The following is a 13,287-nucleotide window of genomic DNA, read 5'->3' as shown; positions in this document are numbered from 1 at the left end:
TGCCCGGGCGCTGCGGCGTTCGGGCTTCCTGATCGATCCAAATACAGAGAGAGACCCCAACCATGCTGGATATCCCTGCAGAACTGAAATACGCCGCGAGCCACGAGTGGGCGCGCACCGAAGCTGACGGCACCGTCACCATCGGCATCACTCACCATGCCCAGGAACTGCTGGGCGATCTGGTGTTTGTCGAGCTGCCCAAAGTGGGCGCGGTGCTGGCCAAAGACGAACAAGCGGGCGTGGTCGAATCGGTAAAAGCCGCATCCGACATCTACGCGCCGTTTGCTGGCGAAGTGATCGAAGTGAACCCGGCGCTGGAAGCCTCGCCCGAAATCGCCAATACCGAGCCGTACACCAGCGGCTGGTTCTTCAAGATGAAGCCGGCCACCCCGGCCGATGTCGACGCGCTGTTGTCGGCTGACGAATACGCCAAAGAACTGGGCGCGTAATTCGCCCGCAGCGGCGGGCGGATATAAAGCCCGAATCCGTTTAAGGGCTGTCGCAGTGTAGTCAGCTTGCATACCGCCGGAACGCAGGAACCGGAGTGGCCGTTTGGGCCATGAGGATTCTGAGTACCGCCGGGATGCGAGATGGCTGCGCTGCGGCGGCCCAAGCTATACCCTTGCCCTTGCCCGGATACGAAATGACGCTCTCAGAACTGTTTAACCATGACGATTTCATCAATCGCCATATCGGCATTGATGATCAAGACGCTACCGCCATGCTGGCCACGCTGGGTTTACAAACCCGCGCGCAACTGGTCGACCAGACCGTGCCAGCCGGTATCCGCTTCAACCAGAAGCTGGCGTTGCCGGATGCCATTTCCGAGGCCGAGGCACTGGCCAAGCTGAAAACCATCGCGGGCAAGAACAAGGTCAACAAGTCGTTTATCGGCTTGGGCTACTACCCCACGCGCCTGCCCAATGTCATTTTGCGCAACGTACTGGAAAACCCCGGCTGGTACACCGCCTACACGCCCTACCAGGCCGAAATCGCCCAAGGCCGACTGGAAGCATTGCTCAACTACCAGCAAATGGTCATCGACCTGACCGGGCTGGAACTGGCCAATGCGTCGCTGCTAGACGAAGCCACCGCCGCCGCCGAAGCGATGGCGATGGCGCGTCGCGTGTCCAAAGCCGGTGGTAATCGCTTTTTTGTGGATGAGCGCGTGTTGCCGCAAACGCTCGACGTGCTCAAAACCCGTGCGCAGTATTTTGATTTTGAACTGGTGGTCGGCCCGGCCGAAGCGGCCGGTGCGGACGAATACTTTGGCGCGCTGTTCCAGTATCCGGGCGCATCGGGCCAGCTGATCGACCTGAGCCAGCCCATTGCCGCCGCCAAAGCCAAAGGCGCCGTCGCCATCGTCGCGGCGGATCTGATGGCCATGGTGATGTTGAAATCGCCCGCCGAAATGGGCGCGGATGTCGCCGTCGGCAATACCCAGCGCTTTGGCGTGCCGATGGGCTTTGGTGGCCCGCACGCCGCCTATTTCGCCTTCAAGGATGAGATGAAGCGTTCGGCCCCGGGCCGCATCATTGGCGTGTCGATTGATGCGTCGGGCAAGCAGGCGCTGCGTATGGCCTTGCAAACGCGCGAGCAACATATCCGCCGCGAAAAAGCCAACTCCAATATCTGTACCTCGCAAGTGCTGCTGGCCAATATCGCTGGCATGTACGCGGTGTACCACGGCCCGGCGGGCGTCAAGCGCATTGCGCAACGCATCCACCGCCTGGCCGCCTTGTTTGCCGCAGGCGTGCAACAAGCGGGGCTGAAGCTGGTGTTCGAGCAGTTCTTCGATACGGTCGAAGTCGATCTGGGCGCGCAAGCCGCGGGCGTTTACCAGTCCGCGCTGGCCGCCGGCATCAACCTGCGCGACGCGGGCAATGGCGTGCTGGGCGCGGCCTTCCACGAACAAGCCACTGAGGCCGATCTGGCCACCTTGCTGGGCCTGTTTACCGGCAAAACCTTTGACGTGAGCGCGCTGGATGCTGAGTTTGGCGGCGACTTTATCCCGCAAAACCTGCTGCGCACCTCGGCCATCCTCAGCCACCCCGTGTTCAATACGCATCACAGCGAACACGAAATGCTGCGTTATCTAAAGAAACTGGAAAACAAGGATCTGGCGCTCAATCATTCGATGATTTCGCTGGGCTCTTGCACCATGAAGCTGAACGCCACCAGCGAAATGATTCCGATCACGTGGCCCGAATTTGCCGAGCTGCATCCGTTTGCGCCGGTGGAGCAAACCGCCGGTTATCTCGAAATGATCGACGGCCTGGCCGAGCAACTGAAGGCCATCACCGGCTTTGACGCGATTTCGATGCAGCCCAACTCGGGCGCGCAAGGCGAATACGCCGGCCTGCTGGCCATCCGCCGCTATCACGACAGCCGCGGCGACCAGAAACGCGATGTGTGTCTGATTCCGCGCTCCGCCCACGGCACCAACCCGGCCACGGCCCAGATGATGGGCATGAAAGTGGTGGTAGTGGCGTGTGATGACGCCGGCAACGTCGAGCTGAGCGATCTGCGCGCCAAGGCCGAAGAACACGCCGCCGATCTGGCCGCGCTGATGCTCACCTACCCGTCCACGCACGGCGTGTTTGAAGAAGCGGTCAAGGAAATCTGCGAGCTGGTGCACAACTACGGCGGCCAGGTTTACATGGACGGCGCCAACCTGAATGCCCAGGTCGGCTTGTGCCGCCCGGCCGATATCGGCGCGGACGTATCGCATATGAACCTGCACAAAACCTTCTGCATTCCGCACGGTGGCGGCGGCCCCGGCATGGGCCCGATTGGTCTGAAAGCGCATCTGGCGCCGTTTATGGCCAGCCATGCCGTCACCCCCGTGCCCGGTGCCCAGGCGGGCATGAGCGCGGTATCGGCCGCACCATTTGGTAGCGCCAGCATTCTGCCGATCAGCTGGATGTACGTGACGATGATGGGTGCGGCTGGTCTGCGCCAGGCCACAGTGGCCGCGCTGCTAAACGCCAACTACATCGCCACGCGCCTGGCCGGGCATTACCCGGTGCTGTACACCGGCAGCAAAGGCCGTGTGGCGCATGAATGCATTATCGATTTGCGTCCGCTCAAGGCCGCCTCGGGCGTCACCGAAGTCGATATCGCCAAGCGCCTGATGGATTACGGCTTCCACGCCCCGACCATGAGCTTCCCGGTCGCGGGCACGCTGATGATCGAGCCAACCGAATCCGAATCGCGCGCCGAGCTGGATCGCTTTATCGACGCCATGATCAGCATCCGCGCCGAAGCGGCCAAAGTGGAAAGCGGCGAGTGGCCTGCGCAAGACAACCCGCTGCACAACGCGCCGCATACTCAAGCTGATGTGATCGGCGACTGGGCGCATCCATACAGCCGCGAAACCGCGGTGTTTCCGCTGCCCTATGTCGCCGCCAACAAGTTCTGGCCCACCGTCAAACGTATCGACGATGTGTTTGGCGACCGCAACCTGGTGTGCAGCTGCCCGAGCACGGACAACTACGCTTAAGCGCCGGGGTTGGAGGTACTGCGTTGCAAGAAGCGGCCTGCGAGGGCCGCTTTTTTATGCGGGCCGGTGGTGCTCAGCCTGATGTGCGGCGCGGATCAAGCTCGTAAAGCACGCGGCACTACTGGCTGGTCTGGCCGTAATGAAAGCGGCATTGCAGGATATGCATGACATCCTCGCGCACGGCATACACCAGCCGGTGCTCCGCCGCGATCCGGCGTGACCAGCAGCCAGCCAGCGCATGCTTTAAAGGCTCTGGCTTGCCAGGACCGGCATACGGGTCGCGCAACATGGCTTTGATCAATTCATTGATGCGTTTGAAGATCACCTTGTTCTCGACCTGCCAGCCCACGTAGTCCTCCCACGCTGAGCGATCAAAGATGACTTTCATCGTCGTCTTCAATCAGCGCGTGCTCCTCGCCCTCACCCGCCTTCATCCGCAACACCGCTTCCAGCAAGCGGATTGCCGATTCGGGCGTACGCAGCAAGTACGCCGTTTCTTCCAATGCCTGATATTCGCTGAGCGCCATGATGACCACCGGTTTCCCCCGTTGAGACGTAACGATGACTTCGCAACAATCTTCATTAACCTTGCGCATCACCTCCGCCAGATGTTGGCGGGCATAGGTGTATGTGACGGCGTCCATGGTAGGCTCCTTCAAAAAACGTTGTACAGAACTTAGCACAGCTACTAGTTACGTTGCCCATAAAAAAGACCGGCAAGAATGCCGGTCTTTTGATTGTGCGTTTATCGAAACGCGCTTAAATGCCGCCGCCGTCCGTCCATTCCGCCGCAGACGGCACGTAGACCCGCGCCTCGCGCGGCAGCAGGTACACGGTTTCGGCCACTTTCCAGTCGCCTTGCAGATAGCGCTCGCGTGTCAGCTCGACCTCGACGGCGTCCTGGCCGGCCACATCCACTTCCAGCCGCACCGTCGCGCCCAGCAAGCGCACGTGGCTGATCACGCCGGACAGCGCGCCCGCGCCGCCTTCACGGCTGACGTCGATTTCGTGCGGGCGCACATACACCACCGCCTGATCGGTCTGGCCTTGCGGCGCGGCAAAACGCGCGTCGCCCACATGCGCCCAGCCTTCATGCACGCGTGACTGGAACAGGTTTACGTCGCCGAGGAATTGATACACAAACGGCGTGGCCGGTTTGTCGTACACGTCAGACGGCGAGCCCAGCTGTTCGATCTTGCCCTTGTTCATCACCACCACGCGGTCGGCCACCTCCAGCGCTTCTTCCTGATCGTGCGTCACAAACACGCTGGTGATGTGCATTTCGTCGTGCAGACGGCGCAGCCAGCGGCGCAGTTCTTTGCGCACCTTGGTGTCCAGCGCGCCAAACGGCTCATCCAGCAGCAGCACTTTGGGTTCCACTGCCAGCGCGCGCGCCAGCGCAATGCGTTGGCGTTGGCCGCCCGACAATTGCGCCGGATAACGGTCGGCTAGCCAGTCCAACTGCACCAGGTTTAGCAGCTCGTGCACTTTGCGTTTGATTTCGGCGTCGCTGGGGCGGGTTTCTTTGGGGCGCACGCGCAAGCCAAACGCCACGTTCTCAAACACGGTCATATGGCGGAACAGCGCGTAATGCTGGAATACAAAACCCACATTGCGTTCGCGCACGTGTTTTTCGGTGGTGTCTTCGCCATGAAACAGAATCTGGCCGTCATCGGGCGCTTCCAGCCCCGCAATAATGCGCAGCAGTGTGGTTTTGCCGCAGCCGGACGGGCCCAGCAGCGCCAGCAATTCGCCGGTTTTTACTTCCAGATTGATATGGTCCAGCGCCGTGAAATTGCCGAAGCGCTTGGCGATATTACGAATCTCGATACTCATGCTGTCTAAATCCCCGGTCAGCCGTCTACGGCATTGGCGCGATCACGCGCAGCCAGTTGTTCGGTACGCCATTCCACCCAGCTTTTAACGCCCAATGTCACCAGCGCCAATAAAGCCAGAATCGAGGCGCAGGCAAACGCGCCGACAAAGTTGTATTCGTTGTAAAGAATCTCGACGTGCAACGGGATGGTATTGGTCTGACCGCGAATATGGCCGGACACCACCGACACCGCGCCAAATTCACCCATTGCGCGCGCATTGGCCAGAATCACGCCGTAGAGCAAACCCCATTTGATATTGGGGAGGGTGACGCGATAAAACGTCTGCCAGCCCGAAGCGCCCAGGCTTAATGCGGCCTGCTCTTCTTCCGAGCCTTGCGCTTCCATTAACGGAATCAGTTCACGCGCTACAAACGGCACGGTCACAAACACAGTGGCCAAAACAATGCCGGGGATCGCAAACACGATCTTGATATCGTGGTCATTCAGCCACGGGCCGATCCAGCCTTGCGTGCCAAACATCAGCATATAAATCAGACCGGCCACCACCGGCGACACTGAAAACGGCAGATCAATCAGCGTAATCAGGATACTTTTGCCCTTGAAATCAAACTTGGCAATCGCCCACGCGGCAGCCAGGCCAAAGCTTAGATTCAAAGGCACCGCAATCAGCGCGGCGATAAGGGTGAGTTTGATGGCCGACCAGGCATCCGGCTCTTTCAGCGCTTCAAAATACAGGCCAAAGCCTTTGCGCAAGGCTTCGGTAAACACCGACACCAGCGGCAATAGCAAAAACAGCGCAATAAACAGCAAAGCCAGCGTGGTCAGCGCCCAACGCACGGGGCGCGATTCGGTCGTCGCAATAGAACGGGGCGTTTGCGCCATGATTATTTTCTCCGTCCCAAACGTTTGGCCGACCACCATTGCAGGCCATTAATCACCAGCAATAACGCAAAGCTGACCAGCAACATCACGATGGCAATCGACGTGGCGCCGACGTAATCGTATTGCTCCAGCTTGGAGATAATCATCAGCGGGGTAATTTCAGACACAAACGGCATATTGCCCGCGATAAAAATCACCGAGCCGTATTCGCCTATGGCACGCGCAAACGCCAGCGCAAAACCGGTCAGTAGCGCGGGCAACAACGTGGGCAGGATGACTTTGCGGAATACCTGGCCGCGCGTGGCGCCCAGGCTGGCGGCGGCTTCTTCCAGTTCTTTTTCCAGATCTTCCAGCACCGGCTGCACCGTGCGCACCACAAACGGCAGCGTTACAAACGTCAAGGCAATCACCACGCCAATCCGGGTAAACGCAATCTTGATATCCCACGGCGCAAATAACTGGCCGACCCAGCCATTGGGCGCATAAATGGTCGCCAGCGAAATACCGGCCACCGCAGTGGGCAATGCAAACGGCAAATCCACCATGGCATCAATAAAGCGTTTGCCGGGAAACGGGTAACGCACCAATACCCACGCCAGCAACAAACCGCCAAACAGATTGATTACGGCGGCCAATAAGGACGCGCCAAAGGTCAGCTTGTAGCTGGCCACCAGCCGTGGATCGGTAACGGTATGCCAGAAGGCATCCAGCGGCATTTGCGCGCTTTTAAAAAACAGCGCCGCCAGCGGGATCAGGACGATCACCGATAGATAAAGCAGCGTATAGCCGAGCGCCAGATTAAAACCCGGCAACACGCTGTGTTGTTTGAAAGCCAAGGTGATGCTCCTTGCGGGGCGAGATGTTGTGCTTTTTTAAATGCAAAAGGCCAGCGCCACGCCGGCCTTGACTGCCCCGGGCTTAACGCTTGGCCACTTCCGCGGCGATCTTGTCGTATTCGCCGCCGTCATCAAAGTACTTTTTCTGCGCAGCTTGCCAGCCGCCAAAATCATTGATGCCGAACAATTTAACATTGGGGAACTGGCTGGCGTGTTTGGCCAGGATGGCTTTATCGCGCGGGCGCAGATAGTTTTGCGCGGCAATTTCTTGCGCCTCGGGGCTCCACAGCCAGCTCAGATATTCTTCGGCGGCTTTGCGCGTGCCTTTTTTGTCGACCACTTTATCCACCACGGCCACCGGCGGTTCGGCTTCGATCGAAACGGTCGGATAAATCACCTCAAAATTGCCGCGACCAAATTCGCGCGCAATCATTTCGGCTTCGTTTTCAAATGTCACCAACACATCGCCAATACCGCGCTGGATAAAGGTGGTGGTGGCGGCGCGGCCGCCGGCTTCCAGCACCGGTACATTCTTCAGAACGGCGGCTTCAAATTGCGCGGCTTTTTGTTCATTGCCACCCGGTTGGCGCAGCGCATAACCCCACGCGGCCAGGAAGGTATAACGACCATTGCCCGAGGTTTTGGGATTGGGAAACACCACTTGAATGCCCGGCTTGGCCAGATCATTCCAGTCTTTAATGCCTTTGGGATTGCCTTTCTTGACGATCAATACTTGCAACGAGGTAAACGGCGCGGATTGGTTGGGCAAACGTTTGGCCCAATCGGCCGGCAGCAATTTGCCTTTATCGGCAATCGCATCGATATCGTTGTGCTGGTTCATGGTCACCACATCGGCCGGCAGGCCATCGATCACCGAGCGCGCTTGTTTGCTCGATGCGCCGTGCGACATCTGGATAGTGACCTTGTCTTTAAACTTGTCCTCGTAATGCTTCTGGAACGCCGGGTTGTAGTCTTTATAGAAATCACGCATCACGTCGTAAGACACGTTGAGCAATGTCACATCAGCCAAAGCGGGCATTGCAATAGAAGCGGCCAGAACACTGACCAACAGACGGGTGCGGAACATCGGGGCGAACTCCATTTATGCGGTTTGAAAGGATTCTCGCTGATTCCTTTATTCCGGCAAAGGCTGATTCGCTACAAGTTTATAACGGTATCCTGAAACGCCAGCATTGGCGCGGCCTGGCGGCCCAAACGACAACGGCCCGACTGGAGTCGGGCCGTGCACATGCTTACAAGCGCAAGCAATTACAGCGTTGCAATCGACACTTCCGTCGATTTAACAAACGCGATCACTTCGCGGCCGGGCTTCAGATCCAGCTCGCGCACCGAGCGCGTGGTGATCACCGAAGTGACGATGCCCGACGGCGTGGTCACGTCGACTTCCGACAGTACCGGGCCTTCGATGATTTCTTTGATGGTGCCGCGAAACTGGTTACGAACGTTGATCGATTGAATGGTCATCTTCAGATCTCCTGGTAGCGGGACTCAAGCGGGGGGCTTGGATGACGCAAGATAACCCGCTTTCTTTATTCCAATAAGTAATTATTAATTCTCTGTTAAGTCCATGAAGACATATCAACCCATCGCGGCATCGCGCTTTTGCACGCGGTTATAAGCCCGATGGCATCAGCGGCTGACTCGAACCGCAAAACAAACCGGCCTGGCGATATCGGGGCCGTTGGGCTTCAACTCCAGCAACACGTTGTAAATGCCGGCCTGACGGATATCGAGCTCAAACCGGCCGGGCCGCCGCGCCAGCGCAAAGGCCTCATAGACATCGCCATTTTCCGTGCGCAGGCTCACCAGGATCTGGCGACGCAGCGGCCACGCGGCGCGCTGCGTGGGCGTCAACCGCAGGCGCCAACGGCCGGGCCGGGCCGCCACAAAATGCCCGAAGCGCGCATTGCCCTGTTTGTTATCCCGGCCAAAACGAGTGCTAAAGCAAAGCGGTTGCGCACGCGCGCTCAACTCCGGGTTGAGCGGAAACAGCAAAGCCCGCACGGCGCTGGCGTCGCTGGGCGTGCTCAGCAAAGCTGGATCAAGGTGGTGTTCGCGGCTACCCCACACATCGAGCTGGGCAGCGTTAATCACGCCGATGTCTTGCAGCAACTGGTCCAGCCGTTGCTGGCCCGCGCTATCCAGTCGCGCGCGCAACGGCGTGGCGAACGCATAAATGCTGGACCACGCGGGCGAGCCCTGCCGCTGCGCCGTCCACGTGTCCAGCAACGGCCGCAGACCTACCGCGCCGTAAAGCTGGTGCAACACATAGCCCAGGGCCACTTCGCTATACCAGCCGCGCGCCATATCGGGCGACAAGGTCACCAGCGAACTGCTCCAGCCTTCGCGCTGGCCCACGCCCATGGTGTCTTGATGTTCGACCGAGCCGCGCACCATGCTCGAAAACGCGTTGGCCCATGCCTCGCTGAGCGCAAAGCCGGGCTCCAGCACCGCGCCGATGTTGTGAGTGCCGCCCAGAATATCGATGCGCGACAGTGTACTGATGACGTAGTGGCCGTATTCGTGCAGCAGCACGCTGCGGTCATATTCATCGGTGTCAACGTCCTCGCGGCCCGACAGATACAGGCCAGGCGCAGCGCCCGAGGGTTGGTAGTGCGCTTCGCCGATCTCGCCCACCGCCGGATTGCCGACGCTGGGGCGGTTGCGGGCGCTCCAGAACACATTGAGCGGCGGCAACTCGCCACCGGGATAGGCGCTGGCCAGCACGCTAGCGGCGGTGTCAATCTGGTCGAGGATGGCAAACGGCGCGGCGGCGCGTGCTGCGCCATAGCGCGTGCCGGTCCAGCCCGACCCGGCATGCACGTGGACCACCTGGGCGTGGTCAGCGCTGCTAAACGTCTTGCTGCGCAACATGTACAGCGCGGCTGCATCGCCGCCGTGGGCAAAGCCCGCCGAGGTATTGTCGCGCACGGCGTAGCGCCAGCTCACCCCCTGTGCGGTGCGATTATTGATTTCGGATTTGATCCGCAAATGCAGTTGCGTCGCAGCCGGCGCCTGCAGCCGATAGCGCCCGTCTTCACCGGTAACGGCGCGGCCCCTCACCCGGCCAGTCGCGTCTATGGCCTCCACCGTCACATGGCGGACCGGTTTGACCTGGGTAGCGGCGTAATCCAGCAACGCGCCGCCAGCGGCATCGCCGCGCACCGGCACAAAGTCATAGGTGATCCGGCCGCTGATCCATCCCGCGCCGTCCGTGGGACTGCGGATTGCGCTGCTGGCATGCAACAGCACGATCAGCGCCAGCGCCAACCCGTGCCGCGCGATAAAGCAAAGGGGTCGCATACGCTGGCCTTGTCAGAAACAAGTCGGCCAACCTACGGACCCCCAGCATTGCCGGATATAAGAAGCGTCTTAAAGCGCCAACGCGGCTTATTGCGCCCAGCGCAACGCGCCAAAATGCACCACCGCATCCAGCCCGGACGGCGATATCGGGCTCTGCGGCGTGGCCAGCACGCGGTTAAGAATGTGTTCTTCCAATGCGCCAAATTCATGCGAGGCGCGCGTGCGCGGACGCGGCAACACCACCGCCTGGTCCAGGCCAATCTGGCCTTTCTCGATCAGGATGACGCGATCGGCCAGCGCCACCGCTTCTTGCACATCGTGCGTCACCAGCAGCACGGTAAAGCCATGTTTTTGCCACACGCGTTCGATCAGCTGGTGCATTTCGATGCGGGTGAGCGCATCCAGCGCGCCCAGCGGTTCATCCAGCAATAACAGCCGTGGCGTGTGGATCAGCGCGCGCGCCAGCGCCACCCGTTGGCGTTGTCCGCCCGATAGTTGCGCTGGCCATTTTTGCGCGTGTTCTTCCAGCCCCACTTCGGCCAGGGCATTGAGCGCGGCGGCTTTCCAGTCGCCCGGCAAACCCAGGCCGACGTTTTGCAGCACGGTCTTCCACGGCAGCAAACGCGCGTCCTGAAACATCATGCGGGTTTGCGCCTGGGCTTGCGCATGCGGTTTGCCGTCGGCGGTGATATCGCCCGAGCTGGCAGTTTCCAGCCCGGCAATCAGCCGCAGCAGCGTGGATTTGCCGCAACCGCTGCGGCCCACCAGCGCGACAAACTCGCCGCGATCCAGCCGCAGATCGAGCTGGTCCAGCACCGTGCGCTCGCCAAATTGCTTGCTGACCGCGCGTACATCCAGCGCCACGCCGCGCGTTGCCGTTGTTGCCAGGGGTGCATTCATCGCGGCCTCCTCATACATTCTGATAAGCCGGATTCCAGCGCAGCCAGCGCCGTTCCAGCAAGCGCGCCACCACGTCGGACGCCTTGCCCAGCAAGGCATACAGCAGTATCGACAGCACTACGACATCGGTTTGCAAAAACTCGCGCGCATTGGTGGCCAGATAGCCGATGCCGCTACTGGCCGAAATGGTTTCAGCCACGATCAGCAAAATCCAGGCAAAGCCCAGCGCAAAGCGCACGCCCACCAATATCGACGGCAACGCGCCCGGCAGAATCACATCGCGAAACAAGGGCCAGCCACGCTGGCCATAGCTACGCGCCATTTCCACCAGACCGGGGTCAACTGAGCGGATGCCGTGATAAGTGTTGATATACACCGGAAACAGCGTGCCAAACGCCACCAGAAACAGCTTGGCGCTCTCGTCGATGCCAAACCACAGAATCACCAGCGGAATCAGCGCCAGCGGCGGGATGGTGCGGATCATCTGCACCGTGCTGTCCAGCGCCAGTTCACCGCGGCGCGACAAGCCGGTGATCAGCCCCAGCGCCAGCCCGATGCCGCCACCAATGGCAAAGCCGAGCATGGCGCGCACAAAGCTGATGCGCAGATGCGTCCACAGCTCGCCCGACAGTGCCAGCGTTTCGCCGGCCTTTAATACCGCAAACGGCGACGGCATGATGCGCGTGTCGATGCGGCCCAGGCTGGACGCCACTTGCCACGCAATGACAATCAGCGCGGGCACCAGCCACGGCGTAATCTGCCGGGCAAAGCGTTGCGATGCGGAACGGGATGCCATCGCGCTTAACCCTGCGCAATCTTGAGCGCAGGCGCATCGGCCTTCTCGCCCACGGCGGCGGGCGGCACATCGTTGGCCACCATCTCGCCAAACGGCCCGCTCAGATTAACGCGCACCGGGCCATTGCTGTGTTGCGGCGCCAGCGGCAGCAACGGAAACACCAGTTCGGCCAGGCGATAGCATTCTTCCAGATGCGGGTAGCCGCTAAAGATAAAGCTTTCGATACCCAGATCGGCGTATTCCTTGATGCGCGCGGCCACTTCTTCCGGGCTGCCGACCAGCGCCGTGCCCGCGCCACCGCGCACCAGGCCCACGCCCGCCCACAGATTGGGGCTGACTTCCAGCTTGTCGCGACGCCAGCCATGCAGCGCAGCCATGCGTTGCTGGCCCACCGAGTCATAACGGCCCAGCGATTTTTGCGCTTTGGCAATCGTATCGTCGGTGACGTGGCTGATCAGCTCATCGGCGGCGGCCCAGGCGGCTTCGCTGGTCTCGCGCACAATCACATGCAGGCGGATACCGAATTTGACGGTGCGGCCCAGCGCTTGCGCCTTGTCGCGCACGGCGGCAATTTTCTCGGCCACCGCGGCGGGCGGTTCGCCCCAGGTCAGGTAAACGTCGACTTGCTCGGCGGCCAGGTCCACCGCGCGCGGCGACGAGCCACCAAAATACAGCGGCGGATACGGCGTCTGCACCGGCGGAAACATCGTCTTCGCGCCCTTCACCTGCAGATGCTTGCCGTCGAAATCGACGCTCTCGCCTTCCAGTACGCTGCGCCAGATGCGCAAAAATTCATCCGAGACTTCGTAGCGCTCGTCGTGATCCAGCCAGATGCCGTCACCGGCTTGTTCTTCCGGATCACCGCCGGTGACCACGTTGATCAGCGCGCGGCCATTGGAGATGCGGTCCAGCGTACCGGCCATGCGGGCGCCCACGGTAGGCGAGACGATGCCGGGGCGGATGGCCACCAGAAAGCGCAGGCGTTCGGTCAGCGGCACCAGCGAGCTGGCCACCACCCAGGCGTCTTCGCAGGAGCGCCCGGTCGGGATCAGCACGCCGTAATAACCGAGGTCATCGGCGGCCTGGGCAATCTGTTTGAGGTAATGATGCGTGACGGCGCGTGCGCCCTTGCCGGTGCCCAGATAACGGCCATCGCCGTGGGTGGGCAGAAACCAGAAAATATTAAGGCTCATGGTGGGGTCTCCTGCG

The 13,287-nt window shown here is 60.6% G+C and carries 13 protein-coding genes; 2 read left to right on the top strand and 11 right to left on the bottom strand.

The window, feature by feature from the left end:
- Positions 1–62 precede the first annotated feature (62 nt).
- Positions 63–449, top strand: a complete 387-nt coding sequence (gcvH, locus tag WG78_RS20380; protein ID WP_053939686.1) for a glycine cleavage system protein GcvH — start codon at positions 63–65, stop codon at positions 447–449.
- Between the two features lie 194 nt (positions 450–643).
- Positions 644–3,502 (top strand): aminomethyl-transferring glycine dehydrogenase, encoded by a 2,859-nt coding sequence (gene gcvP / locus WG78_RS20375; protein ID WP_053939685.1) that lies wholly within the window; start codon positions 644–646, stop codon positions 3,500–3,502.
- A 118-nt stretch (positions 3,503–3,620) separates the two neighbouring features.
- On the opposite strand, the gene WG78_RS20370 is transcribed toward gcvP, so the two are convergent.
- From WG78_RS20370 to ssuD, 11 genes are all read right to left on the bottom strand, one after another.
- A complete protein-coding gene (locus tag WG78_RS20370) occupies positions 3,621–3,890 on the bottom strand; it encodes a Txe/YoeB family addiction module toxin (RefSeq protein WP_053939684.1) in 270 nt (89 codons plus the stop codon).
- A complete protein-coding gene (locus WG78_RS20365; RefSeq protein WP_053939683.1) occupies positions 3,874–4,146 on the bottom strand; it encodes a type II toxin-antitoxin system Phd/YefM family antitoxin in 273 nt (90 codons plus the stop codon). The genes WG78_RS20370 and WG78_RS20365 overlap by 17 nt, the downstream gene beginning before the upstream one ends.
- 115 nt (positions 4,147–4,261) lie before the next feature.
- A complete protein-coding gene (locus WG78_RS20360; protein WP_053939682.1) occupies positions 4,262–5,338 on the bottom strand; it encodes a sulfate/molybdate ABC transporter ATP-binding protein in 1,077 nt (358 codons plus the stop codon).
- A 17-nt stretch (positions 5,339–5,355) separates the two neighbouring features.
- Positions 5,356–6,222, bottom strand: a complete 867-nt coding sequence (gene cysW / locus WG78_RS20355; RefSeq protein ID WP_053939681.1) for a sulfate ABC transporter permease subunit CysW — start codon at positions 6,220–6,222, stop codon at positions 5,356–5,358.
- A gap of 2 nt (positions 6,223–6,224) precedes the next feature.
- A complete protein-coding gene (gene cysT / locus WG78_RS20350; RefSeq protein ID WP_083459472.1) occupies positions 6,225–7,058 on the bottom strand; it encodes a sulfate ABC transporter permease subunit CysT in 834 nt (277 codons plus the stop codon).
- Between the two features lie 82 nt (positions 7,059–7,140).
- Complete coding sequence (locus WG78_RS20345) at positions 7,141–8,145, bottom strand: sulfate ABC transporter substrate-binding protein (RefSeq protein WP_053939679.1); 1,005 nt, start codon at positions 8,143–8,145, stop codon at positions 7,141–7,143.
- Between the two features lie 182 nt (positions 8,146–8,327).
- Positions 8,328–8,543, bottom strand: a complete 216-nt coding sequence (locus WG78_RS20340; RefSeq protein ID WP_053939678.1) for a TOBE domain-containing protein — start codon at positions 8,541–8,543, stop codon at positions 8,328–8,330.
- A gap of 165 nt (positions 8,544–8,708) precedes the next feature.
- Positions 8,709–10,382 (bottom strand): hypothetical protein, encoded by a 1,674-nt coding sequence (locus WG78_RS20335; protein WP_152969328.1) that lies wholly within the window; start codon positions 10,380–10,382, stop codon positions 8,709–8,711.
- 87 nt (positions 10,383–10,469) lie between these two features.
- Complete coding sequence (locus tag WG78_RS20330) at positions 10,470–11,282, bottom strand: ATP-binding cassette domain-containing protein (protein WP_053939794.1); 813 nt, start codon at positions 11,280–11,282, stop codon at positions 10,470–10,472.
- Between the two features lie 10 nt (positions 11,283–11,292).
- Positions 11,293–12,078, bottom strand: a complete 786-nt coding sequence (gene ssuC / locus WG78_RS20325) for an aliphatic sulfonate ABC transporter permease SsuC (protein ID WP_053939676.1) — start codon at positions 12,076–12,078, stop codon at positions 11,293–11,295.
- Between the two features lie 5 nt (positions 12,079–12,083).
- Positions 12,084–13,271 (bottom strand): FMNH2-dependent alkanesulfonate monooxygenase, encoded by a 1,188-nt coding sequence (ssuD, locus tag WG78_RS20320; protein WP_053939675.1) that lies wholly within the window; start codon positions 13,269–13,271, stop codon positions 12,084–12,086.
- Positions 13,272–13,287: the final 16 nt, after the last annotated feature.

This window comes from Amantichitinum ursilacus, from assembly GCF_001294205.1.
GTDB classification, from domain to species: Bacteria; Pseudomonadota; Gammaproteobacteria; order Burkholderiales; family Chitinibacteraceae; genus Amantichitinum; species Amantichitinum ursilacus.
Note: the sequence above shows the minus strand (reverse complement) of the source record. Positions and strands in the feature narration are given on the sequence as shown.